This is a genomic window from Amycolatopsis japonica, assembly GCF_000732925.1.
Classification (GTDB): domain Bacteria; phylum Actinomycetota; class Actinomycetes; order Mycobacteriales; family Pseudonocardiaceae; genus Amycolatopsis; species Amycolatopsis japonica.
The window spans coordinates 7480012-7503957 of record NZ_CP008953.1 but is presented as its reverse complement, the minus strand read 5'-3'; the positions used below and the strand labels follow the sequence as shown (position 1 = coordinate 7503957).

At 68.8% G+C, this 23946-nt stretch carries 23 protein-coding genes; 10 read left to right on the top strand and 13 right to left on the bottom strand.

The features are described from left to right. The first annotated feature begins 31 nt into the window (after window positions 1–31). Together AJAP_RS34525 and AJAP_RS34520 are read left to right on the top strand one after the other, a co-directional pair. Window positions 32–1330, top strand: coding sequence for an amidohydrolase (locus tag AJAP_RS34525; protein ID WP_083650025.1), 1299 nt, complete (start codon window positions 32–34; stop codon window positions 1328–1330). A 238-nt stretch (window positions 1331–1568) separates the two neighbouring features. After that, a complete protein-coding gene (locus AJAP_RS34520) occupies window positions 1569–2411 on the top strand; it encodes a DUF559 domain-containing protein (protein WP_051972873.1) in 843 nt (280 codons plus the stop codon). A gap of 62 nt (window positions 2412–2473) precedes the next feature. Here AJAP_RS34520 and AJAP_RS34515 read toward each other — a convergent pair whose 3' ends face one another. Beyond that, entirely contained in the window at window positions 2474–2926 is a 453-nt protein-coding gene (locus AJAP_RS34515) for a gamma-glutamylcyclotransferase (protein WP_179948472.1), read from the bottom strand. A gap of 127 nt (window positions 2927–3053) precedes the next feature. Between AJAP_RS34515 and AJAP_RS34510 the strand changes: the two genes are divergently transcribed. The 4 genes from AJAP_RS34510 (at window position 3054) to AJAP_RS34495 (ending at window position 6356) form a co-directional block, all read left to right on the top strand. After that, window positions 3054–4457: an NAD(P)H-quinone dehydrogenase gene (locus AJAP_RS34510; protein WP_038519331.1), complete on the top strand. Its 1404-nt coding sequence runs from the start codon at window positions 3054–3056 to the stop codon at window positions 4455–4457. Window positions 4458–4561: 104 nt separating this feature from the next. Beyond that, window positions 4562–5002 carry a hypothetical protein gene (locus AJAP_RS34505; RefSeq protein WP_083650040.1) on the top strand — a complete coding sequence of 147 codons (441 nt, stop codon included), beginning with the start codon at window positions 4562–4564 and terminating at the stop codon, window positions 5000–5002. 152 nt (window positions 5003–5154) lie between these two features. After that, the gene (locus AJAP_RS34500) at window positions 5155–5808 is read left to right on the top strand and encodes a class F sortase (RefSeq protein WP_038519328.1); all 654 of its coding nucleotides are present in this window, start codon (window positions 5155–5157) and stop codon (window positions 5806–5808) included. A gap of 5 nt (window positions 5809–5813) precedes the next feature. Then, complete coding sequence (locus AJAP_RS34495) at window positions 5814–6356, top strand: hypothetical protein (RefSeq protein WP_038519325.1); 543 nt, start codon at window positions 5814–5816, stop codon at window positions 6354–6356. Between the two features lie 81 nt (window positions 6357–6437). On the opposite strand, the gene AJAP_RS44955 is transcribed toward AJAP_RS34495, so the two are convergent. The 3 genes from AJAP_RS44955 to AJAP_RS34480 all read right to left on the bottom strand — a co-directional run bounded on the left by AJAP_RS44955 (window position 6438) and on the right by AJAP_RS34480 (window position 9314). Continuing rightward, window positions 6438–6914, bottom strand: a complete 477-nt coding sequence (locus AJAP_RS44955; RefSeq protein WP_228694718.1) for a hypothetical protein — start codon at window positions 6912–6914, stop codon at window positions 6438–6440. A gap of 118 nt (window positions 6915–7032) precedes the next feature. After that, the gene (gene glpK, locus AJAP_RS34485; RefSeq protein ID WP_038519322.1) at window positions 7033–8544 is read right to left on the bottom strand and encodes a glycerol kinase GlpK; all 1512 of its coding nucleotides are present in this window, start codon (window positions 8542–8544) and stop codon (window positions 7033–7035) included. A gap of 14 nt (window positions 8545–8558) precedes the next feature. Next, a complete protein-coding gene (locus AJAP_RS34480) occupies window positions 8559–9314 on the bottom strand; it encodes an MIP/aquaporin family protein (RefSeq protein WP_174492067.1) in 756 nt (251 codons plus the stop codon). A gap of 234 nt (window positions 9315–9548) precedes the next feature. On the opposite strand from AJAP_RS34480, the gene AJAP_RS34475 reads away from it, so the two are divergent. Beyond that, complete coding sequence (locus AJAP_RS34475) at window positions 9549–11288, top strand: glycerol-3-phosphate dehydrogenase/oxidase (RefSeq protein WP_051972679.1); 1740 nt, start codon at window positions 9549–9551, stop codon at window positions 11286–11288. A 98-nt stretch (window positions 11289–11386) separates the two neighbouring features. Further along, entirely contained in the window at window positions 11387–12850 is a 1464-nt protein-coding gene (locus tag AJAP_RS34470; RefSeq protein ID WP_038519319.1) for an aldehyde dehydrogenase family protein, read from the top strand. A gap of 77 nt (window positions 12851–12927) precedes the next feature. Here AJAP_RS34470 and AJAP_RS34465 read toward each other — a convergent pair whose 3' ends face one another. From AJAP_RS34465 to AJAP_RS34445, 5 genes are all read right to left on the bottom strand, one after another. Then, window positions 12928–13458 (bottom strand): GNAT family N-acetyltransferase, encoded by a 531-nt coding sequence (locus AJAP_RS34465; RefSeq protein WP_125732402.1) that lies wholly within the window; start codon window positions 13456–13458, stop codon window positions 12928–12930. Between the two features lie 21 nt (window positions 13459–13479). Next, window positions 13480–13854, bottom strand: coding sequence for a DUF1707 SHOCT-like domain-containing protein (locus tag AJAP_RS34460; protein ID WP_038519317.1), 375 nt, complete (start codon window positions 13852–13854; stop codon window positions 13480–13482). Between the two features lie 41 nt (window positions 13855–13895). Next, window positions 13896–14360, bottom strand: a complete 465-nt coding sequence (locus AJAP_RS34455; protein WP_038519314.1) for a DUF1707 SHOCT-like domain-containing protein — start codon at window positions 14358–14360, stop codon at window positions 13896–13898. A 46-nt stretch (window positions 14361–14406) separates the two neighbouring features. Next, window positions 14407–16197, bottom strand: coding sequence for an acetyl/propionyl/methylcrotonyl-CoA carboxylase subunit alpha (locus AJAP_RS34450; RefSeq protein ID WP_038519311.1), 1791 nt, complete (start codon window positions 16195–16197; stop codon window positions 14407–14409). A gap of 110 nt (window positions 16198–16307) precedes the next feature. Continuing rightward, complete coding sequence (locus tag AJAP_RS34445) at window positions 16308–16592, bottom strand: SAV_915 family protein (protein WP_037332331.1); 285 nt, start codon at window positions 16590–16592, stop codon at window positions 16308–16310. An 83-nt stretch (window positions 16593–16675) separates the two neighbouring features. Between AJAP_RS34445 and AJAP_RS34440 the strand changes: the two genes are divergently transcribed. After that, window positions 16676–17359 (top strand): hypothetical protein, encoded by a 684-nt coding sequence (locus AJAP_RS34440; protein ID WP_084098741.1) that lies wholly within the window; start codon window positions 16676–16678, stop codon window positions 17357–17359. 115 nt (window positions 17360–17474) lie between these two features. Here AJAP_RS34440 and AJAP_RS34435 read toward each other — a convergent pair whose 3' ends face one another. Both AJAP_RS34435 and AJAP_RS34430 read right to left on the bottom strand, forming a co-directional pair. Further along, window positions 17475–18839 (bottom strand): dicarboxylate/amino acid:cation symporter, encoded by a 1365-nt coding sequence (locus AJAP_RS34435; RefSeq protein ID WP_038519306.1) that lies wholly within the window; start codon window positions 18837–18839, stop codon window positions 17475–17477. Window positions 18840–18939: 100 nt separating this feature from the next. Beyond that, the gene (locus AJAP_RS34430) at window positions 18940–19566 is read right to left on the bottom strand and encodes a Maf family protein (protein WP_037332324.1); all 627 of its coding nucleotides are present in this window, start codon (window positions 19564–19566) and stop codon (window positions 18940–18942) included. A gap of 166 nt (window positions 19567–19732) precedes the next feature. On the opposite strand from AJAP_RS34430, the gene AJAP_RS34425 reads away from it, so the two are divergent. Beyond that, window positions 19733–21538 (top strand): glycoside hydrolase family 3 protein, encoded by a 1806-nt coding sequence (locus tag AJAP_RS34425; protein WP_038519303.1) that lies wholly within the window; start codon window positions 19733–19735, stop codon window positions 21536–21538. Between the two features lie 124 nt (window positions 21539–21662). Here the strand turns inward: AJAP_RS34425 and AJAP_RS34420 are convergent, their stop codons facing one another. Both AJAP_RS34420 and AJAP_RS34415 read right to left on the bottom strand, forming a co-directional pair. After that, entirely contained in the window at window positions 21663–23273 is a 1611-nt protein-coding gene (locus AJAP_RS34420; RefSeq protein WP_084098425.1) for a DHA2 family efflux MFS transporter permease subunit, read from the bottom strand. Continuing rightward, entirely contained in the window at window positions 23254–23880 is a 627-nt protein-coding gene (locus AJAP_RS34415) for a PadR family transcriptional regulator (RefSeq protein WP_038519299.1), read from the bottom strand. Before AJAP_RS34415 ends, AJAP_RS34420 begins: the two co-directional genes overlap by 20 nt. Between the last annotated feature and the right edge of the window lie 66 nt (window positions 23881–23946).

Below are 23946 nucleotides of genomic sequence, written 5' to 3'. Positions count from 1 at the left end.
AAGGTGACTGTGTTGCGGGAGGAGGTGCGGCGTGACGGTGCTCGATTCACGTCCGGACATTCCAGGCGACCCCGAGGGTCGCGTCGTAGCCCCTATAGAGGCGCCCACCGCGCTGATCTCCGAGGCCGGCGTCAGCATGGCACCTGTGCATGATCTGGGTGCCGGGCGCGGCCCCTTCTGGCTCGACGACTGGCTCCGCGCGAACGCCACCGACGTCGTCGCGTGGCGTCGTCGCATCCACGCGCACCCGGAGCTCTCCCGCCACGAGTTCGCCACGACCGAACTGGTCATGTCCCTGCTCCGCTCGGTGGGGCTCAAGCCATGGGTGCTGCCCTCGGGCACCGGCGTGGTCTGCGACATCGGCAGCGGCGACCGCTGCGTCGCGCTGCGCGCCGACATGGACGCCCTGCCGCTGACCGAGGCCACCGGGCTCCCGTACGCCTCCAAGACCGACGGCGCCGCGCATATGTGCGGGCACGACGCGCATACGGCGATCCTCCTGGGCGCCGCCCGGGCGCTGGCGGGCGCGCCGGAGCTGCCGGGCCGGGTGCGGCTGATCTTCCAGCCCGCCGAGGAGGTCATGCCCGGCGGCGCGCTGGACATGATCGCGGCGGGCGCGATGGAAGGCGTCGAGCGGATCTACGGGCTGCACTGCGACCCGCGGCTCGAGGTCGGCAAGGTCGGGCTGCGCGTCGGCGCGCTGACCTCGGCCGCCGACCTCATCGAGCTGCGGCTCACGTCGCCGGGCGGGCACACCTCGCGGCCGCATCTGACCGCGGACCTGGTGCACGCGCTCGGCACCGTGATCACGTCGCTGCCCGCGGTCCTTTCGCGGCGTGTCGACCCGCGATCCGGGACCGTGCTGGTCTGGGGCGCGGTGCACGCCGGGCAGGCCGCGAACGCCGTCCCGCAGGACGGGGTGCTGCGCGGCACGCTGCGCACGGCGGACCACGAGGTCTGGACGATGCTGGAGCCGCTCGTCGCGGCTTCGGTGGAGTCGCTGCTCGCGCCGACCGGGGTCGGGTTCTCCCTCGACTACCGCCGCGGCGTGCCGCCGGTCGTCTCCGATCCGGAGTCGCACGCGCTGATGCGGGCCGGCGTCGAGGCCGCCCTCGGCGAGACCGCCGTGGCCGGGACCGAGCAGTCGTCCGGTGGCGAGGACTTCGGGTGGTACCTGGAGCACGTCCAGGGCGCCTTCGCTCGCCTCGGCGTGTGGTCCGGTGAAGGCCCGATGGCCGACATCCACCGCCCGACCTTCACCCTCGACGAGCGTTCGCTCCTGTGCGGAGTCCGCACGCTGGTCCACACCGCCCTGGCCACCCTGGCCTGAGTTCCGCCCCCAATCACGCGAGTTCCGTCTTCAATCACGCGAGTTCCGCCCCTGTGCACGGATGTTCGCCCTAACGGGTCCGGACATCCGCGCACAGGGTTATCCACAGCCTGGGCGAGTTATCCACAGCTCGGGAAATCGGGTCTTCCCAAGGCCGATCCGATCTTCGATTCTCGAAGACGTGATCAACTGGGGAGGACGTCATGGGGTGGTCTCGCGTAGTGAGGCCGACAGGATCTTGGGGCGGAGAGCCGTCCTCGAAGGCTTGGCGCGCGGCGTGCTGGTGCAGCCGTGGCGGGGTGTCGTCGTCCACGCCGCGGATCTGCTCAAGCTGCCGACGCTGGCGCAGGCGGCATTGCTCGCGATCGGGCCGCCCGCCGTCCTGTCCGGCGTCACTTCTCTTGCCCTGCATGGGATTTCGGCTGCGGAGGGCGCCGCGGTCCACCTGACCGTCCCGTACTCGAGACGGGTCGAATCGAGGTCAGGGCTCGTGGTGCACAGGGCGGAATTTCACCCGTCCGATATCGTCGAACTGGACGAACTTCCCGTGTTCTCGTTGGACCGCGCGCTGGCCGATCACCTCTGCGACGGTGCCGAACGAACAGCGTTCGCCGCGCTCGAAGAGGCCATGCACAACCTCACGCCGGACCATCGGGCGGTGCTGCACGCCAACGTCCGGGATCGCCTTCTCGACCGTCGCGACCGGCGAGGTATCCACAGGGCACAGATGCTGCTCGCGCTCGCGACGGGCGAGGCCGAATCGCCGTCGGAGAGCATCCTGCGATTGATCGTCGTGGAGGCCGGACTGCCGGTGCCGGTCGCCCAATACGAGATCGGCACCATCGACGGGCGGAAGCTGTACGTCCTCGACCTCGCGTGGCCTGAGTTGCGTATCGCCCTGGAGTACGACGGCTACGCCGCTCACGAGGGCAGGCAGGACTACGACGCGGAGCGGGACGCCCGGATGGCGGCGCGCGGATGGATCACGATTCGTGCGACGGCGGCCGACCTGCGGGATCCGCGACGGTTACTGGCGGAGTTGCGGGGAGCGTTCGAGCGTCGTACGGCGCGACTCGCGTGATTGAGACCGTGATTCGCGTGATTGAGGGCGGAACTCGCGTGATTGGGGGCGGAACTCGTGGGTCAGCCGGAGATGCCCTGGCAGGGGCGGGTGCGGAGGGCGTCGACGTAGTCGGCGGGGGCGCCGGCGGCCTCGGCCGCGTCGGCCAGCACGCCGAGGTAGCGCGCGGACGGGAGGCCGCCCTCGTAGGCGTCCAGGACGTACAGCCACGCCAGCACGGAGCCGTCCATGGTCTGCACGCGGAGGCGGATCTTGGAGTGGATGCCCAGCTCGCCGCCTTCCCAGCGGTCGAGATTGGGCTCGTCCAGCGAGGTGACGTCGTACAACACCACGAAGACCCGGGAGCCCGGGTCTTCGACGATGGTCGCCAGCGCGCCTTCCCAGCCGAGGTCCTCGCCGCCGAAGGTCAGCCTCCAGCCCTCCAGCCAGCCGGTGCCGGCCATGGGCGAGTGCGGAGCGCGCTCCAGCATCTGGGCGGGCTCCATATTGGATCCATACGCGGCATACAACGGCACGGCGACAGCCTAGCGACCTACCGCTCACCCGGCTGGACGCACATGCCGTGTCCGGCCACTCAATCCGCCCAACGGTCGCCCGCGTACGGTAAACGCAGTCACAGACACCGCTGCGAGGAGGAGACCAGTGACCAAGATCGTGATCATGGGCGGAGGCCCCGCCGGTTACGAAGCGGCACTGGTCGCGGCCCAGCACGGAGCCGACGTCACCATCGTCGAACGGGACGGTCTCGGCGGCGCGTGCGTGCTCTACGACTGTGTCCCGTCGAAGACGTTCATCGCCTCCTCCGGCGCGCTCGCGAACATGCACGACCTCCGTGAGCTCGGCATCAACACCGACATGGCCGACACCAGCGTCGACCTGCCGACCGTCCACGGCCGCGTGAAGGGCCTCGCGCTCGCGCAGTCCGCCGACATCCGCGCCCGTGTCCAGCGCGAAGGCGTCCGCGTCCTCATCGGCCAGGGCCGGTTCGACGACGAAGAGACCGGCCTCGCCACACACAAGGTCGCCGTCACCACCCACGACGGCACCGTCGAGACCCTCGACGCCGACGTCGTCCTCATCTCGACCGGCGCCACCCCGCGCGTGCTGCCCGGCGCGGTGCCGGACGGCGAGCGCATCCTCGACTGGCGTCAGCTCTACGACCTGCGTGAGCTGCCCGAACACCTGGCCGTCATCGGTTCGGGTGTCACCGGCGCCGAGTTCGCGTCGGCCTACACCGAAATGGGTGTCAAGGTCACCGTCGTGTCCAGCCGCGACCGCGTCCTGCCGCACGAGGACGCCGACGCCGCCGCCGTGCTCGAAGAGGTCTTCTCGCAGCGCGGCACCACGGTCGCCAAGCAGGCCCGCGCCGACAAGGTCGAGCGCACCGAAAAGGGCGTCGAGATCCACCTCGCCGACGGCCGCGTGATCGAAGCCAGCCACGCGCTGATGACCGTCGGTTCCGTGCCCAACACCGTCGACATCGGCCTGGAGAAGGTCGGCATCGAGCCCGGCCCCGGCGGCTTCATCGGCGTCGACCGCGTTTCCCGCACGAGCGCGCCCGGCATCTACGCCGCGGGCGACTGCACCGGCGTGCTCATGCTCGCCTCGGTGGCCAGCATGCAGGGCCGCATCGCGATGTGGCACGCGCTCGGCGAAGGCGTCGCGCCGATCAAGCTCAAGACCGTCGCCGCCAACGTGTTCACCCACCCCGAGATCGCGACCGTCGGCATCAGCCAGCAGGCGATCGACTCGGGTGAGGTGCCGGCCCGCACCATCATGCTCCCGCTCGCGACGAACGCCCGCGCGAAGATGGAAGGCCTGCGACGCGGTTTCGTGAAGCTGTTCTGCCGCCCCGCCACCGGCGTGGTCGTCGGCGGGGTGGTCGTGGCCCCGAACGCGAGCGAACTCATCCTTCCCATCGCGCTCGCCGTCCAGAACCAGCTCACAGTGGAACATCTGGCACTGACATTTTCGGTGTACCCGTCGCTCTCGGGATCGATCACCGAGGCGGGCCGCCAGCTCATGCGGCACGACGACTTGGACTGATCTTCGTCGGCCGAGCAACCTTCGCGGGGGTGCCCGCGTCTAGCGCGTGTCGGTGTTTCGTTGACAGCTAGGGGTTTTTCGTGATTCGCAGGGTGTTCGCCGGAGTGGTGGCGATCGGTGCGGCGGTGCTGGCGGGGCCGTCGACCGGTTTCGCTCAGCAACCCCAGCCGGATCCCGGTGTCACCGTGCAGCTCAACGACGACACGGCCTACGAACTCGGGCTCGTCAACAAGTACGTGCACGGCGACGCCAACGTGGCGCTGGCGCAATGCCCCGGCGGAGACGGCATGAAGGCGCCGACGTCGACGACGTTCTCTTCGCCGGTGCTGACCATCGGGAAATACGACTACGGCCCGCTCATCGGTGTCCCGGCGAATGTCAGCGCCGACGTCGAACTCAAGGCGGGCACGGCTCCCGGCAGCTACCCGCTGACCGTCAACTGCAACGGAAAGTCTTATACGGCAACGTTTTCCGTGCCGCCCCGGCAGGTGAGCGCGGTACCCGCGGGCGCCGCCCACGCGGGCGACGGCAGCATGGCCTCCTGACTTCCGTCCTCTCGCACCGGCGGTCGCGATCATTTCGTGACCCTGGCGGGCAACCGCCAGGCCGCCTGCGGCGTTTGCCAGTCGTGGGGTGAACGACGAGCCGGTCCCGGTCTGGGGGCCGGGGACCGGCTCGTCGCGCCCGGGAGGTGGACATGAAAGCGAACTGGGTGCGAGGGCGACGGGCGCCGCTGGTGCTCGCGGCCGTCCTGTCGGCCGTCTTGGCGACGCTGGCGATCGTCCTGTCCGGTCCGGGGGAGACCGGCCAGGCCGCGCCTCCGGCGAGCGCGGAGCGGACCGAGGTGCCGGTGGCACCGAGCGAAGAGCCGGAGGTCGAGCCGGTCGGCGGGATGCCGAAGGCCGATCCGGTGTCGATCGACGTGCCGAAGATCGAGGCGAAGTCCAGCCTGATCCCGCTCGGGCTCAACGCGGACAACACCATCGAGGTACCGCCGGTGACCCGGCCGTTGCAGGCGGGCTGGTACGTGAACGGTCCGACGCCGGGGGAGGTCGGGCCGTCGGTGATCCTCGGGCACGTGGACGGCAACAAGCAGAAGGGCATCTTCTTCCGGCTGAAGGAGCTGGCGCCCGGCGACAAGGTCTCGGTCGCCCGCAAGGACGGCACGACGGCCGAGTTCGCGGTCACGAAGGTCGAGCGGGTGGCGAAGGACAAGTTCCCGACCGACGCCGTCTACGGCGACACCGCCGAACCGGAACTGCGGCTCATCACCTGCGGTGGGGTCTTCGACAAGGCGTCACGCAACTATCTCGACAACATCATCGTTTTCGCCCGGTTGATCGCGAGGTGAGTTCCATGATCAGGTCCGCCCTGGTACTGGCGTTCGGGGTCGCGCTGGTCGCCCCGGCCGTCGCGTACGCGCAGGACGCCCCGTCCACGAGCCCGAAGGCGGATCCGTACCCGTTTCTCGGGCTCTCGCCCCGGCAGTCGGTGGCGGGGGAGGAGATCCTGGTCTCGGTCGGCTGCCCGGTCGGCGAACTGGGCGAGGTGAAGTCGAAGGTGCTCGACCGCATCGGCGAATTCACGGTGACCAACGAGATTCCGGTGATCCAGGGCGCCGTCGCGCATGTCGACGCCGGGGCACGGCCTGCCTTCTACACGGTCACGGCGATCTGCAAGACCACGAAGATCACGGCGAACCTCGAAATCGTGCCGGACAAGACGCCGACCTCGTCGAGTAAACCACCGGCGCCGAAGCCGACAATGCTGCCGAAGCCTTCTTCGCCGGGAAAACCGGCTTCGGGCCGTCAGGTTTCGAAAATTCCGGTGGGGGCGCCGCAGACCGGGGCAACCGATTCCCTTTCCCGATGGTGTTCTCAGTGCGAGGGCTCGCATTGAGGGAGAAAAGATCATGGGAATGAAGGGAATCGTCGCGGGCGCCGGTTTGCTCGCGATGACGGCGGGAGTGTTCCTCGCTCCTCAGGCGTCGGCCACCGCACCGCCGCCGAAATTGTCGGTCAGCCCGGCGAAGGTCGCGCCGGGGCAGGCGCTGGACTTCACCGCCAGTTGCCATGGCACGCGCAGCGCCGTGACGTCGCCGGGCCTGACCGGTCCGGTCACGCTCTCGGCCCAGTCCGGCGCGACGTACACCGGGCACGGGAAGGCCGCGGGGAGGACCGGCAAGTTCAAGGCGAGTTTCCGGTGCGACGGCGGGCCGAACCTGCCCGCCGCCAGTGGGACGGCGACCGTCGAGTTCGAGATCGTCTGCCCGCCGCCGACGACCACGCCCACCAGCCCGCCGTCGAGCAGCCAGCCGCCGTCGAGCAGCAAGCCCCCGTCCAGCAGTGAACCGCCGTCGAGCAGCAGCGCGCCGTCGTCGAGCTCGGCGCGGGTCGTTCCGGCCGCGTTGACGAAGCCGTGCGGTACGCCGGGCAAGACGCCGCAGGTGAACGTCAAGCCCGCCGGCGCTCCGCAAACCGGCGGCGGCATTTAGTCCTCTGAATGCGCAAGTAAGTGAAGGCCTCCTTGAGGGACGCAGGGTCCCTCAAGGAGGCCTTCACGGACAGACGTCAGGTCAGTCTTCGTCGACCCAGTCGAAGGTCTTCGTGACCGCCTTCTTCCAGTTCCGGTACTCCGACTCGCGGCGGGCCTCGTCCATCGACGGGTCCCACTGCTTGTCCTGCGCCCAGTTGTTGCGGATGTCGTCCTCGCTCTTCCAGAAGCCCACCGCGAGACCGGCCGCATAGGCCGCGCCGAGCGCGGTGGTCTCGTTGACCACCGGCCGGATCACCGGCACGCCGAGGATGTCGGCCTGGAACTGCATGAGCAGCTCGTTGACGACCATGCCGCCGTCGACCTTCAGCGACTTCAGCGGGACGCCGGAGTCGGCGTTCATCGCGTCGATCACCTCGCGCGACTGGAACGCCGTCGCCTCCAGGACTGCCCGCGAGATGTGTCCCTTGTTGACGAACCGGGTGAGGCCGACGATCGCGCCGCGGGCGTCGGAGCGCCAGTACGGCGCGAAGAGACCCGAGAACGCCGGCACGAAGTACGCGCCACCGTTGTCCTCGACGGTCCGGGCGTGCTGCTCGACCTCGGCCGCGGAGCCGATGAGGCCGAGGTTGTCCCGCAGCCACTGCACGAGCGAGCCGGTGACCGCGATCGAGCCTTCGAGCGCGTACACCGTGTCGTTCGAGCCGATCTTGTAGCAGACCGTGGTGAGCAGCCCGTTGTCCGACATGACCTTCTCGGTGCCGGTGTTGAGCAGCATGAAGTTGCCGGTGCCGTAGGTGTTCTTGGCTTCACCCGGCGACAGGCACGCCTGTCCGAAGGTCGCCGCCTGCTGGTCGCCCAGGATGCCCGAGATCGGGACCCCGGCCAGCGCGCCCTTCTCCCGGACCTTGCCGTAGGTCTCCGACGACGACCGGATCTCCGGCAGCATCGACAGCGGGATCGTCATCTCCTCGGCGATCTCCGCGTCCCAGGCCAGCGTGTCGAGGTCCATCAGCATGGTCCGCGACGCGTTGGTCGGGTCGGTGACGTGCACGCCGCCGTCGACCCCGCCGGTCATGTTCCACAGCACCCAGGTGTCCATGTTGCCGAAGATCAGGTCCCCGGCTTCGGCCTTCGCGCGGGCGCCGTCAACGTTGTCGAGGATCCACTTGATCTTCGGTCCGGAGAAGTAGGTCGCCAGCGGCAGGCCCACCTTCGCGCGGTAGCGCTCCTGCCCGCCGCCGAGCGCGCCCAGGTCGCTGACGATCTTGTCGGTGCGGGTGTCCTGCCACACGATCGCGTTGTACACCGGCTTGCCGGTGGTGCGGTCCCAGACCAGCGTGGTCTCGCGCTGGTTGGTGATGCCGACCGCGACGATGTCGCCCGCGACCAGGTCGCCCTTGGCCAGCGCGCCCGCGGCGACGGCCCGCGTGTTCTCCCAGATCTCTTCGGCGTTGTGCTCGACCCAGCCCGCCTTCGGGAAGATCTGCTCGTGTTCCCGCTGGTCGACGGCGACCACCCGGCCGGAGTGGTCGAAGATCATGCAGCGGGTCGACGTGGTGCCCTGGTCGATCGCGGCTACGTACGAAGTCATCGAAAACTCCAGTCTCAGGTGAGGTTGTGGACGGCGAGGAAGAGCAGGGCGGCCAGGGCACCGCCGACCAACGGGCCGGCGACCGGGACCCAGGAGTAGCCCCAGTTCGGGTTGGCCTTGTTCTTGATGGGCAGCAGGAACGCGTACGCGATGCGGGGGCCGAGGTCTCGGGCCGGGTTGATGGCGTAACCGGTCGGGCCACCGAGGGACTGGCCGATGACCAGCACGACGAACGCTACACCCGCGTAGCCGAGCGCGGAGTTGCCGAAGTTCGGCGTGCCGCCCTCACCCGTGGCGTTGGCGTAGACCGGGCTGAGCAGGATCCACGCGACCAGCACGAAGGTGCCGATGATCTCGGTGACGAGGTTCCACGCCTTGTTCGGGATCTGCGGCGCGGTCGAGAAGATGCCGAGCGTCTCGTCGCGCTGCGGGTGGTCGTCGAACTGCAGCTTGTAGGCGGCCCAGCAGAGCACGGCGCCGAGGATCGCGCCGACCATCTGCCCGGCGAAGTAGATCGGGACGTCCGCCCACTTCGTCTTGTCCGCGATGGCGAGGCCCAGCGTGACCGCGGGGTTCAGATGCGCGCCGCTCGGCGCGGCGATGCTCGCGCCGGCGAAGACCGCGAACGCCCACCCGAGGGTGATCATCACGACGCCACCGTTGTGGCCGTTGTTCTTCCGCAACACGTGGTTGGCGACCACGCCGTTACCCAACAGGATCAGGACCGCCGTTCCCAGCAGCTCCCAGACGAATATGGCTCCTGCACTCACCGCTTGACCTCCACTTTGGACATTCCGCGCAGGGTCGAACACGGTGTGCTACGGCGCCCTTGCCGACCCACGTCCGTGGCACGTTACCGTCGCGTATTTGTTCGTTCCAGGCATCGCGGGAACCAATCCTTCCAAGATCGACGAGGGTTACGCCACACGTGTCACCCGCATAACGGACCGGTCGCGGCCGATCGTGCGATGCTGGAGCCACAGCGGCACAAGGAGGAATGTCACGTGGCAAGCTCTCAGCGCGAAGCCGAAAACAGCCCCGCCAGGCTGGGACCGCTCAAGCGGGAAGAGTCTTGGCAGCGGCTGGGTGAGGACAAATTCGACCTCGTCGTCATCGGCGGCGGAGTGGTCGGGGCGGGCACGGCGCTCGACGCCGCGACACGCGGCCTGCGGGTCGCCCTCGTCGAAGCGCGCGACCTCGCCTCGGGAACGTCGAGCCGGTCCAGCAAGCTCTTCCACGGCGGGCTCCGTTACCTCGAACAGCTGGAATTCGGGCTGGTGCGGGAAGCTCTGCGGGAACGCGAGCTGATGCTGACGACGATCGCCCCGCATCTGGTGAAGCCGGTCAGCTTCCTGTACCCGCTGACCCACCGGATCTGGGAGCGTCCGTACACCGCGGCCGGCCTGCTGATGTACGACACGATGGGCGGCGCGCGGTCGGTCCCCGGCCAGAAACACCTGAGCCGCGCGGGCGCGCTGCGGATGGTCCCGGCGCTGAAGCGGTCCGCGTTGATCGGCGGGATCCGTTACTACGACGCGCAATCCGACGACGCGCGGCACACGATGACCGTCGCCCGCACCGCCGCGCACTACGGCGCCGTCGTGCGCACTTCCACCCAGGTGGTCGGGTTCCTCCGCGAGGCGGACCGTATTTCCGGTGTCCGCGTGCGCGACGTCGAGGACGGCCGCGAGACGGAGATCCACGCCTCCGCGGTGGTCAACTGCACCGGCGTATGGACCGACGAACTGCAGCGCCTTTCCGGTGGCCGCGGCCGGTTCCGTGTGCGGGCGAGCAAGGGTGTGCACATCGTCGTCCCGCGCGACCGGATCGTCTCGGAATCGGGCATGATCCTGCGCACCGAGAAGTCCGTGCTGTTCGTCATCCCGTGGCGCAACCACTGGATCGTCGGGACCACCGACACCGACTGGAACCTCGACCTCGCGCATCCCGCCGCCACCAAACACGACATCGACTACCTCCTCGAACACGTCAACACCGTGCTCGCGACGCCGCTCACGCACGACGACATCGAAGGCGTCTACGCCGGGCTACGGCCTTTGCTCGCCGGGGAAAGCGAAGAGACGTCGAAGCTTTCGCGTGAGCACGCGGTCGCGCGTGTCGCGCCGGGACTGGTCGCGATCGCGGGCGGCAAGTACACGACGTACCGGGTGATGGCGGCGGACGCCGTCGACGCCGCGGCCGTCGACCTGCCGGGCAGGCCGCAGTCGTCCATCACGGACAAGGTGCCGCTGCTCGGCGCCGACGGCTACCACGCGCTGGTGAACCAGGCCGACCATCTGGCCAGTGAGCACGGGCTGCATCCGTACCGCGTGCGTCATCTGCTCGACCGGTACGGCTCGATGGTGCACGAGGTCCTCGCGCTCGGCGAAGGACGGCCGGAACTGCTGAAGCCGCTGGAGCACGCTCCGGACTACCTCGGCGTCGAGGTCGTCTACGCGGCCAGCCACGAGGGCGCGCTTCACCTGGAAGACGTGCTCGCGCGCCGGACGCGGATCTCGATCGAGTACGCGCACCGCGGCGTCGACTGCGCCGCGCAGGTCGCCACACTGGTGGGCGAGGTGCTCGGCTGGTCGAAGGACGAGGAGGAGCGCGAAGTCGAGGTGTACAAGGCGCGGGTCGACGCGGAACGGGAGTCCCAGTCGCAGCCGAGCGACGAGGCCGCCGACGCGTTGCGCTCCGCCGCGCCGGAAGCACGCTCGGGGATCATCGAGCCGGTGAGTTGATCGCCGCCGCCGCGTGGTGTGCCAGGCGCGCAGAGATCGTTGCCTGATCCGGTGAATCTGGCATAGCGTCGGCCGTCCCAGAGACGGAAGGCGGCCTTGTGGTGTTTCTCGACTCGTCGACGTGGACGGACCGGATCTTCGCCGGTGGTTCCTGGGTGCCCGGCACCGGCGGCACCCGGAAGGTCACGGAGCCCGCGACCGGAGCGGTGCTGGGAAGCATCGGGATGGCCTCGGCCGAAGACGCCGCGAAAGCGGCTGAAACGGCGGCCGAGGCGCAGCGGGCTTGGGCGGCGACACCGCATGTCCAGCGGGCCGCGATCCTGCGCAAGGCGGCCACGCTGTGGTCGGAGTACGCCGACGAGATCCGCTGGTGGAACGTCCGCGAGGTCGGCGCGGTGCCGGGCGTCGCGGGCTTTTCGCTGCACGTCGCGGAGCAGGAGTGCTACGAAGCGGCGGCCCTGCCCGGCCGCCCGTACGGCGAACTCCTGCCGAGCGAGGAGCCGCGCCTCTCGATGGCGCGCCGTGTCCCGGCCGGTGTGGTCACGGTGATCTCGCCGTTCAACATGCCGATCATCCTGGGTATCCGGTCGGTCGCCCCGGCGCTCGCGCTGGGGAACGCGGTCATCCTGAAGCCGGATCCGCGCACCGCCGTCACCGGCGGCGTCGTCCTCGCGCGGATCTTCGAGGAAGCGGGTCTGCCGCCGGGTGTGCTGCAGATGCTGCCGGGCGGCGCGGACGTCGGCGAGACGCTGGTGACGCATCCGGCGGTCCGGGTCGTCTCGTTCACCGGGTCGACCGGCGCCGGGCGCAAGGTCGGCGAACTCGCCGGAAAGCATTTGAAGCGGGCACATCTGGAGCTGGGCGGGAACTCCGCGCTCATCGTGCTCGACGACGCGGACGTCGACGAGGCCGCCGGGGTCGCCGCGTTCGGCTCGTTCTTCCACCAGGGCCAGATCTGCATGACCACCGGGCGGCACCTCGTGCACGAGCGGCTTTACGACGACTTCGTCGAGCGGCTGGCGGCGAAGGCGGCGGCGTTGCGGGTGGGTGACCCGGCGCGGGACGAGGTCGCGCTCGGGCCGATCATCGACGCCGGACAGCGGGACAAGATCCACGACCTGGTCACGGCCAGCGTGGCGGCGGGGGCGCGGGTCGCCGCCGGCGCCGAGTACGACCGGCTGTTCTACTCCGCGACGGTGCTCGCCGACGTGCCGCCGACGGCACCCGCGGTCGCGGAGGAGATCTTCGGCCCGGTCGCGCCGGTCGTGCGGTTCTCCGACGCGGAGGAGGCCATCCGCCTCGCGACGGCGAGCGAGTACGGGCTTTCGCTGGGGATCGTCACGCGCGATGTCCTGAAAGGACTGGAGCTCGCGGACCGCGTCCCGACCGGGATCGTGCACATCAACGACCAGACCGTCAGCGATGAGGCGAACAGCCCCTTCGGCGGCGTCGCCGCTTCGGGCACCGGGAGCCGCTTCGGCGGTGCGGCGGCGAACATCGAGGCGTTCACCGAGACCCGCTGGGTCACCGTCCGGAACCCGCCGCCGACCTACCCCTTCTGACCCCCGCATTTAGTCCTCTGGATGCGGTAGTTGGTGTCGCGTACTACCGCATTCAGAGGACGAAATGCGTAAGGGGGTCAGGCGGTGCGGCGCCAGCGGATGAGGCGTTCCCCGGTCGGGGCCGGATCGAGTTCGGGCCCGACCAGGGTGAACCCGCATTTGCGGGCGACCGAGGCGGACACCTCGTTCGTCTCCTCGTAGCGATAACTGACCTCGCGCAGGCCGAGCCCGCCGAAACCGAAGCGCAGGGCCGCGTTGAGCGCGGTGCTCGCGACCCCCTTGCCCCGCGACGCCGCCCGCACCCAGACCGACGCCTCCGCGTACCCGGCGTCGAGATCGAGATCCCGCAGGCCGACCTCGCCCAGCAGATCCCCGGTCGTCGGCTCGGCCACCGCCCAGGAACAGCGCTCGTCACCCGCCCACTGGGCGGCGCGCAGCGCGACGTACTCGGTCGCCTCGTCCAGGTCCCGCAAGCGGTAGTTCAGGACGTACTTGCGGTGCGTCGGGTCCGCGAAGGCCGCGACCAGCGCCGGACGGTCGTCGAGGGCCTTGTCCGCCCGCAGCTGCCGCAGGTAGTACTCGCCCGCGTTGATCTCCACCGGTTCCACCCTTCGAGGGTAACCGGCGCTTCAGCGGCGGCGGCTCATGATCAGCGCGACCGCCAGCGGCAGCAGGAAGACCAGGAACGTCCCGCGGGTGAAGAAGAACAACGCGATCGCGACGGCGGCGGCGATCGGCACGGCACTGGCCGTCAGCCATTTCGACGGCTGGATCTCGTTCTTCGCGGACGCCTGCGAGACGCCGGGCATCGGCGGCAAGGGGAGCAGCGCGCTGGGCCGGGGCGAAGGCAGGTCCGTGAACAGCGGTTCGAGTTCGCTCGCCATCCTCGCGGCGCTGACCTTCGCCGACCGCGAACCGAACTCGTCGAGGTCGAGTCTGCCGGTGCGGACATGCTCTTCCAGCGCCTCGAGCGCGTCTTGGCGTTCGGCGTCGCTCAGCCGCATGTCCGGTCTCTCGGCACTCACGTCCCGAGTCTACGGGCGGATCAGCCGTCGAGTTCCCGTCGACGCTGCTTCCCGAGCTTCTTGTGGGAGTTCTCCCAGCCCTTGCCCCAGATGCCCTCGCCGACGGCGCTGATCCCGATCGGGACGAGGATGAACCACCAGGTGATGCCGGTGGTGATGATCAGCGCGATGGTGGCGATGAACAGGATCGGCAGGAGCGCGCCCATGACGCGTTGCGCCGGGGAGATGCCCGCCCACGTCGACGCCGGTTTCCCCGGTTCGCCGACGGCGGCCTTGGGCGTGTCGTAGCGGGGGTGCGGCTCGGGCAGGTCGAGGAAGATCTCGGCCAGCTCGCCGCGGGTTTTGGCGGCGGTGATCCGGGCGGACCGGTCGCCGAACTCGTCGATGTCGATCCTGCCGACGGTCATGTGCTCGCCGAGCGCGGTCAGCGCGGACTCGCGATCCTGATCACTGATCCGCAGCCGCGGAGACGGAACCTCGCTCACCCTTTCGAGAATAGGCCGGGCGAGGCCCCGTCAACCACGACATTCGTCAGTCTTTGAGCTCGAACAGCTGCGTGCCCTGCGTCACCGCGGCGCCGACCTCGACCGAAAGCCCGGTGACGGTGCCCGCTTTGTGCGCGGTGACCGGGTTCTCCATCTTCATCGCTTCGAGCACGACGACCAGCTCGCCCGCTTCGACCTGCTGGCCCTCTTCGACGGCGACCTTGACGATGGTGCCCTGCATCGGCGCGGTGACGGCGTCACCGCTCACCGCGGCCTTGGTACCGCCCGCGCGCTTGCGCGGCTTGGCCTTCACGGCCGTCCCGCCGCCACCGGCGTCGAGCGAGAAACCGCCGGGGAGCGACACTTCGAGCCGTCGGCCGCCGACCTCGACGACGACGTTCTGCCGGGGCTGCTCTTCCTCGGCCTCTACGGTTTCCGGCGCCACGAACGGCTCGATGGTGTTCTCGAACTCGGTCTCGATCCAGCGGGTGTGGACGCTGAAACCGTTCTCGTCGCCGATGAAGGCCGGGTCGTCCACGATCACGCGGTGGAACGGCAGCACCGTCGCCATGCCGTCGGCGACCATCTCGGCCAGCGCGCGGCGGCTGCGCTCGAGCGCGTTCTGCCGGTCCGAGCCGGTGACGATCAGCTTCGCGAGCATCGAGTCGAACTGGCCGCCGATGACGCTGCCGGACTCGACGCCCGAGTCGACGCGGACGCCGGGGCCGCTCGGCGCGACGAACCTCGTCACGGTGCCGGGCGCGGGCAGGAAGCCGCGGCCGGCGTCCTCGCCGTTGATGCGGAACTCGATCGAGTGGCCGCGCGGTTCCGGGTCTTCGGTGATGCGCAGCTTCTCGCCGCGCGCGATGCGGAACATCTCGCGAACGAGGTCGAGGCCCGTCGTCTCCTCGGACACCGGGTGCTCGACCTGCAGCCGCGTGTTGACCTCGAGGAACGAGATCGTGCCGTCGACGGCGACGAGGTACTCGACGGTCCCGGCGCCGTAGTAGCCGGCTTCCTTGCAGATCGCCTTGGCGGATTCGTGGATGCGCTTGCGCTGCTCGTCGGTCAGGAACGGCGCGGGCGCCTCCTCGACCAGCTTCTGGTGGCGGCGCTGCAGCGAGCAGTCGCGGGTGCCGACGACGATGGCGTTGCCGTGCTGGTCGGCGAGGACCTGCGCCTCGACGTGGCGCGGCTTGTCGAGGTAGCGCTCGACGAAGCATTCGCCGCGGCCGAAGGCGGAGATCGCCTCGCGCGTCGCCGATTCGAAGAGCTCCGGGATCTCTTCGCGGGTGCGGGCGACCTTCAGACCGCGGCCGCCACCGCCGAACGCTGCCTTGATCGCCACCGGCAGGCCGTGCTCGTCGGCGAACGCGATGATCTCGTCGGCGTTCGCGACGGGGTCCTTGGTGCCGGGCACGAGCGGGGCGCCGGCGCGCAGCGCGATGTGGCGCGCGGTGACCTTGTCCCCGAGGTCGCGGATGGCCTGCGGGCTCGGCCCGATCCAGGTCAGCCCGGCGTCGATGACCGCCTGGGCGAAGTCCGCGTTCTCGGAGAGGAACCCGTAGCCGGGGTGGACCGAGTCCGCGCCCGACCGCTTGGCGGCGTCGAGCAGCTTGTCGAAGACGAGGTAGCTCTCGGCCGCGGTGGTGCCGCCGAGCGCGAAGGCCTCGTCCGCGAGGCGCACGTGGGGTGCGTCGCGGTCAGGATCGGCGTAGACGGCGACGCTGGTCAGCCCGGCGTCCTTCGCCGCCCTGATCACCCGTACCGCGATTTCCCCGCGGTTCGCGATCAGGACCTTGGTCACCGGACCACCTGTGCCGGCCTGCTCGGTCACGCCGTACCTCCTGCGTTCGCACGTCGGGCCGCCCCGATGCGGCTCCGCAGCAGTTTAGGTGAAGTTCCCGCCCCGATTAATGAGAGCAAGGCCACCCGGTGACCTTTGCTTTATACCAGCGCTTCGCGATGCCGCAGTTCTTCCGGAAGGTCGGAATCGAGCACGATCAGGTCGTACGGCTGGGCCTGGTGGACCCGGCCGAGGTGCTCGGATTTGACCAGTGCCCACGGCTGGTGCGGCCCGCAGCACTCGACCAGACGCTGCACGGAACTGAAGGCGATCAACGCCATCCGGCCGTCCTTGGTCGCGCGGAGTTCGATCTCCGCGCTCGTGTAGTCCTTCGGCTTTTTCGCCGTCGGAAGGAACAGTGCGGTGGGCAGTCCGGGGTTCGTCACAGGAACAACATAGACGTGCACTCTGCGCTAGATCACTTACGCTCTCGGATATGCGGAAACAGGAAGCGCGGGCGCCACTGTCCGTGCTGTTCACCGCCCTGCTGGCGGTGGTGGTGACGGCGGGCGTGATCGTCGCCGTGATCCTGCTCCGCCCGGCCGCCCCGACGCCCGACGGTGACCCCGGCGTGCCTCCGGTGTCCGATGGCGCCCCAAGTGCGCCCGGGGTGAACTGCGGGGACGCGGCCTGCCGCGAGATCGGCGCGATGACCGTCGGCGGGCTGCCCGTCGTGCTGCTGGCCGACGGCGCGGGGAAGCAGGGTGTGGTCCGGATCGGCGCGGACACCGCGTACCCGCTGATGATCAACGACATGGGGGTCACCCTGAAGGGCGATTCTTTGCGCTGTGTCGACGGGGCGACGCCGGTGTGCCTGGTGCGCGGAGAGACGGGTGCCGGTGCGGCGGGGGAACTGTTCGTCGCGCGTGGCGGGATCTGGCGGGACACCGGGAAGCCGTATTTCTCCGACGCCGGGACGGTCGCCCTGGGCGACGTGACCGCCGACGGGGTCGCGGACGTCATCGTCGTGCGGCACGAGTGCCCCGGCGCGCAGTCCGGATCGGCGCGGTGCCAGGCGGCGCCGGTGCTCGCCGAGGTCTACGACGTCGCCCGCGGTTCCGTGGGGTGCACGCGGCGGTACACGGCGCCTTCGGAGCTGAGGGGCTGGCCGGATGTCCGGTTGACGAAGGCTGACCTGCGGGCCTGCCCCTGACGGGGAGCAAGGGACCTTTGCTACCACTCGGGCGGCCGGTCCCAGCTCAAGTACATGAAGGCCCCCTTCACAGCGCCAGGCGCAAGGAAGGGGGCCTTCATGTACTTGAGAAGGGTCACGCACCAGCGGTGGCAGGCTCCTTCGCGGAGGCAGTAGCCGCTTCGCCGTCGGAAGTCGGCGAAGGGTCCGTCGGCGAGTTGAGCACCTCGTCGTCCAGAAGGCCTTCGCCGCGGGCGACGACCACCGGCACGACGATCTGGCCTGCCACGTTGGTCGCGGTCCGCATCATGTCCATGATCGGGTTCACCGAGTAGATCAGCGCGATCCCGAGCGCCACCTGCTGCGCGTCGAGGCCGATGAACGCGGTGGTCAGGGTCAGCGCGGTCAGCCAGCCGGTGGTGCCCGCGGTGGCCAGCGCGCCGAGCACGGCGACCACGACGATCCCGACGTACTGCCAGATGTTCAGCGAGACCCCGGACAGGTTCGCGATGAAGATGGCGCCGATCGCGGGGAACACCGCCGCGCAGCCGTCCATCTTCGTGGCGCTGCCCAGCGGAGTCGCGAAGGCGGCGTATGCGGGCTGGACGCCCAGGTTCACGGCGGACTGCCGGGTGAGGGGCAGCGTCGCGGCCGAAGACTGCGAAGCGAACGCGAACTGGATCGCCGTGCCCGCCTTCGAGAAGAACTTCAGCGGGCTGACTTTCGCCACGAACTGCAGCAGGATCGGGTAGACCACCAGCAGCACCACGAGGCAGCCGACGTACACCGCGAGAGTGGTGGTGAACAGCGGCCGGAACAGGGCGTCACCGTAGTTCGCGACCGCGGCGCCGATCAGGCCGACGATGCCGATCGGGGCGAGCCGGACGATCCAGCCGAGGTAGCGCTGGATGATCTCGAAGACGCTGGTGGTGAAGTCGACGAACGGCTTGGCCTTGTCACCGAGGCTGTAGGCCGCCGCGCCGATGATCACGGCGAGGAACAGCACCTGCAGCGTCGAGCCTTCGGTGAAAGCCGTGAAGAAGTTCTTCGGCAGGAAGCCTTCGACGAAGGCGCTCCAGGAGCCCCAGTTGTCGACGCTCTTGGTGGCCTTGTCCGCGTTCTTAGCGGTCGCGGCGACGCCTTCGCCGAGGCCGCCGCTGCCCGGGTTGAACAGCTTCGCGACGGCGATGCCGATCAGCGACGCGATGAACGAGGTGATCGCGAACCACAGGACGGTCTTGCCACCCAGCCGCGCGGCCTTCTTGCCGCCGCCGAGGTTGCGCAGGCTGTTGATGCCGACCACGATCGCCGTGAAGACCAGCGGGATCACCGCGATCTGCAGCAGCGTCGTGAAGATCGTGCCGATCTGGTCGAGCAGGTCGGTCAGCCAGCTCGCCTCGGTCGTCCTGGCGAGGACGCCGAGCAGGGCGCCCACGACGAGCGAGCCGAGGACCGCCGCCGCGAAGACCCTTGGCCTTGTGTAGGTCCGAATGAAAGACACGGGGCGACTCCGGTGCGTGAAAGTTTCCTGATTTCCCGAACGTGAAGAACGTTCGGCGAGGCAGGACTCTTCCGGATCACCCGATCGTGTGGGAGTCGTCTCAGGATGCGGGACGGGTCCAGAGATCGATGACGCTCACGCCGACCTCCGTCAGCAAACGCCGGGTCAGCGGCAGGCTGATGCCGATGACGCTCGAGAAATCACCGTCGATTCCCTCGATGAACCAGCCGCCGAGCCCGTCGAGGGTGAAGCCGCCGGCCACCTGAAGCGGCTCTCCGGAAGCGATGTACGCCTCGATCTCTTCTTGCGACGGTGTGCCGAAGCGAACAGTGGTCCCTTCGGTCCCGGAGGCTTCCTTCGTCCTCTCACCGTTCTCGACGCGGATGATCGCGTGGCCGGTCAGAAGTTCACCGGTTTTGCCCGCCATCGACGCCCAGCGCTCGCGCGCGGCTTCCGGCGTGATCGGCTTCCCGACCATTTCGCCGTTGATCGACAGCATCGAATCGCAGCCCACGATGACCATGTCGGAGTGACCGTCGAGGGCCTCGAAAACCGCTTCGGCCTTCGCGGCGGCGAGTGCGCGGACCAGCTCTTCGGGGGCCGGATCGGTCAGGGACGCGGCGACCGCGTCCTCGTCGACGCCGGACACGACGACGCTCGGATCGAAGCCGGCGGAACGCAGGACACCGAGGCGGGCGGGGGACTGGGACGCGAGAACGAAACGCACGTGAGGAAGGTACTCGACGGCTCGCCGTTGCCTGATTGTGACCTGGAACACCCGAACGTGGAGTTAGTTTGTTGTGGCGCGCAACATATGGATTGTTCGAGCTACGGAGGAACCAATGTCGCCCCGCCTCCGCGTCAGAAGATCTCTTCGCACGACGCAAACCACAGTGCTCGCAGGACTGCTCCTGGCCGGTTCGGCCCTGACCCCGGTCGCGTCCGCCGCCCCGGGACCGCTCTACAAGAATCCGCACGCTTCGACGTCCGCGCGGGTGAACGACCTGCTCAAGCGGATGAGCCTCGACGACAAGATCGGCCAGATGACGCAGGCCGAACGCGGCGCGGTCACCCCCGACCAGGCCGCCGCGCTCAAACTGGGGTCCTTGCTCTCCGGCGGTGGCTCGGTGCCCGCCAGCAACACCCCGAACGGGTGGGCCGACATGGTCGACTCGTATCAGAAGGCGGCGGTCTCGACGCCGCTCGGCATTCCCACGATCTACGGCGTCGACGCCGTGCACGGCCACAACAACGTCTACGGCGCCACGATCTTCCCGCACAACATCGGCCTCGGCGCCGCGAACAATCCGCGCCTGGTCGAGAAGATCGGCCGGGCGACGGCGCTCGAAGTCGCCGGAACCGGCCCGCAGTGGGACTTTTCGCCGTGCCTGTGCGTCGCCCGCGACGACCGCTGGGGCCGGACCTACGAATCCTTCGGCGAATCCCCGCGTGACGCCATCGCGAACGCGTCGGCCATCACCGGGCTTCAGGGACGCAGGCTCGGCGAGAAACCGGGATCCGTGCTCGCGACGGCGAAACACTACGTCGGCGACGGTGGCACGACGAACGGCGTCGATCAGGGCAACACCGAAGTGAGTGAACGCGAACTGCGCCAGATCCACCTGCCGCCGTTCCGCGAGGCGATCGACCGCGGGGTCGGCTCGGTGATGATCTCGTTCTCCAGCTTCCAGGGAGTGCGCATGCACGCCCAGAAGTACCTCATCACCGACGTCCTCAAGAAGGAACTGCGGTTCCGCGGGCTGGTGATCTCGGACTACAACGCGATCAACCAGATCGACGGCAAGGAGGGCTTCACTCCCGAAGAGGTGCGGCTCTCGGTGAACGCGGGCATCGACATGTTCATGGTCCCGTGGGACGCGCCGCAGTTCATCGCCTACCTCAAGGCCGAAGTCGAGGCGGGGCGCGTCTCGCGCGACCGGATCGACGACGCGAACCGCCGCATCCTGGCGGAGAAGTTCGAACTCGGCCTGTTCGAGCACCCGTACACCGACCGATCTCTCCAGAAGACGTTCGGCAGCAAGGAACATCGCGAACTGGCCCGGCAGGCGGTCCGCGAATCCCAGGTGCTGCTGAAGAACAACGGTGTGCTGCCGCTGGCGAAGAAGAACAACAAGATCTTCGTCGCGGGCAAGAACGCGAACGACATCGGAAACCAGGCGGGCGGCTGGACGCTCACCTGGCAGGGACAGAGCGGCCCGGTGATCCCGGGCACGACCATCCTCGACGGCATCAAGTCGGGGGCGGGGAAGGGAACCACGGTGACCTATGACCGTGCGGGTGACGGAATCGACGGCAGCTATCAGGTCGCCGTCGCCGTGGTGGGCGAAACGCCGTACGCCGAAGGACAGGGAGACCGGCCGAACGGGTTCGGACTCGACGCGGAAGACCTCGCCACGATCGCCAAGCTGAAGAGTTCGGGTGTTCCGGTCGTCGTGGTGACCGTGTCCGGGCGTCCGCTCGACATCGCCGCGCAACTGCCGCGGTTCGACGGGCTGGTCGCGGCCTGGCTGCCGGGCAGTGAAGGCGCCGGCGTCGCCGATGTCCTTTACGGCGACTACAACCCGACCGGGAAGCTGACGTTCAGCTGGCCGGTCAGTGCGGCGCAAGAGCCGGTGAACGTCGGTGACGGCAAGAAGGCGCTGTACCCGTACGGCTACGGCCTGCGGTACCGCCGGTAGCCTCCGCCTCCCGCGGATGAGAGGAACGGTCCTTTCCTTGCGAAATTTGCAAGGAAAGGACCGTTCATTGCACCGGTGGTGGGGCCCACGACCCGCATTCAGAGGACTAAATGCGGGAGGAGGGTCAGGCGGCGCTGGCGGCGGGTTCGCGAGCGGGCGGGTGGGGTTTTCGGGAAGGGCGGCGCATGGTGAGCGCGGCGAGCACGCCCAGCACGAGCACCGCGGCCGGAAGCAGCAGCGTCACCCGAGCCGCGTCGGTGAGTCCATTGTGGACGGCTTCGAGCGCGAGCCGCTGAGCCTGCTCGGCGACACCGGACGGCAAGCCGGGGAACGCGGCCGCCCCGGAAGAACCGAACTCCCCGGTCGATTCCGCGGCCTTCGCGACGCCTTCCGCGAACGGTGCCCGGTACTGCTCCGGCAACGCGCTCGCGGCCGACGCCGCCTCGTCGGCGATCGACGTACCGATCCGTGCCTGCAGCAGCACGCCGACGGCCGCGCTGCCGAGTACGCCGCCGACCTGCCGGGCGGTGTTGAAGATGCCCGACGCGGTCCCGACGAGCCGCGGTTCGACCGAACTCATCGCCAGATTGCCCATCGGTGCGAAGATGAAGCCGATGCCGAGGCCCGCCACCAGCAGCGCCGGGGTGAGCGTCCACGCGTTCGCGCCCGCCTCGGCGATCAGGGCCGCCAGTCCCATTCCCGCGGCGAGCGCGGTGAGCCCGACGATCAGCAGGATCTTCCCGTTGACCTTGTCCGAAGCGCGGCCGACGAACGGGCCGATCAGGCCGGCCAGCAACGACATCGGTGCGAACAGCAGGCCGGACATCGTCGGCGACTCGCCCAGCACCGCTTGGACGTAGATCACCAGCGGCAGGAACATGCCGGTCATCGCGAAACCGACGGTGACCGAGGTCAGCGTGCCCGCCGAGAAGTTGCGGTTCGCGAAAACGCCGAGCGGAAGCAGTGGTTCCCGGCGGTTGAACCGTTGCCACGCCACGAAAGCGACCAGCAGGGCGACACCGAAACCGATGATCTCGAACACGGTGACCGGCCCGAACACCCGTCCCCAGTCGTAGTGCTGTCCATTTTGGACGCCGTAGACGACGCAGAACAGGCCGGCGCCGGACAGCAGGATTCCCGGGACGTCGAAGGAATGCGAGTGCTTCGGCTGCCAGTCCGGCACTTTGAGCAGCGCCAGCGCGATCGCGACCACGCCGACCGGCAGGTTGACGAAGAAGATCCATTCCCAGCCGAGGTGGTCGACGAGCACGCCGCCGAGCACCGGCCCGACGATGGCCGCGATCCCGGCGACGCCGCTCCAGAGCCCCATCGCGGGACCACGCTTCGACGGCGGGAACAGATGGCTGATGAACGCCAGGGTCTGCGGCGTCATCAAGGCGGCGCCGAGGCCTTGCACCGCGCGGGCCGCGATCAGCATCTCGACCGAACCGGACAGACCGCACCACAGCGAGGCCAGGGTGAACACCACGAGCCCGGCCAGGTAGACGCGTTTCGGGCCGAAGCGGTCGCCGAGACGGCTGGCGAACAGCATCGGCACCGCGTAGGTGAGCAGGTAGACGCTGATCACCCAGACGATCGCGTTCAGCCCGGCGCCGAGTTCCCGCAGCATCGCGGGGATCGCGGTCGAGACGATCGTGGTGTCCAGCAGGATCATGAAGAAACCCAGGCACAGCGCGGAAAGCGCGGCCCAGGGGTTAGCTTGTCTTGCGTTCATCGCTGTCGTCCTCGGTGACCAGGTTCAGTTGTGGCGTGCAGTGGCCCTGGAACCGGATACGGCCGGATTCCAGGTCTGCGACGAGTTTTTGGGTCCATTCGAGCTCGAAGGCCCGCCGCGCGGTGGCGTAGGACCAGTCGAGCCAGTAGATCTCGGGGAGTTTGTGCTCGTTGACCAGGTTTTCGAGCACGACCTGGTCGGAGGCGATGGCGGCCTGCAGCCGCAGCACGCGGTGCTTGAGCTGCGTGAGCGACATTTCCGGGCCGAGCTCGTCGATGACGGCGAGCGCGCTGAGGTACTCGGGGTACTCCTCGGCGGGCGTGGCCAGCATGTCCTGCGCCCTGGTGACGAACTCGTCGCGGCCGGTGTCCGTCATCGCGTACACGGTGCGTTCGGGGCGTTTCCCGTCCCGTTGTGTCTCGACGACTTCGACGAAACCGTTCTGCACCAGGCGATCCACCGTGTGGTAGAGCGAGCCCGCCTTCACTTTCACACGCGTGTTGACGAAGCGCTCGCGCATCAGCTGCGCCATCTCGTACGGATGCATGGGCCGCTCATGCAGGAGTTCGAGCACCGCCATGGCGAGCGGGGTGAGCTTCGCGGCCATGAATGTCCCCCTTGGAAGATTCCCTGCTGATTATTCCGTGTGGAATATATGCCAGGCAGGGCTGAA

What these genes read in the sequence shown, in the direction of transcription:
- glpK (WP_038519322.1), bottom strand. Translation starts at nt 8,544, where the DNA reads ATGACTTCGTACGTAGCCGCGATCGACCAGGGCACCACGTCGACCCGC.
- AJAP_RS34415 (WP_038519299.1), bottom strand. Translation starts at nt 23,880, where the DNA reads ATGGCCGCGAAGCTCACCCCGCTCGCCATGGCGGTGCTCGAACTCCTG.
- AJAP_RS34420 (WP_084098425.1), bottom strand. Translation starts at nt 23,273, where the DNA reads ATGAACGCAAGACAAGCTAACCCCTGGGCCGCGCTTTCCGCGCTGTGC.
- AJAP_RS34495 (WP_038519325.1), top strand. Translation starts at nt 5,814, where the DNA reads ATGATCAGGTCCGCCCTGGTACTGGCGTTCGGGGTCGCGCTGGTCGCC.
- AJAP_RS34500 (WP_038519328.1), top strand. Translation starts at nt 5,155, where the DNA reads ATGAAAGCGAACTGGGTGCGAGGGCGACGGGCGCCGCTGGTGCTCGCG.
- AJAP_RS34460 (WP_038519317.1), bottom strand. Translation starts at nt 13,854, where the DNA reads ATGCGGCTGAGCGACGCCGAACGCCAAGACGCGCTCGAGGCGCTGGAA.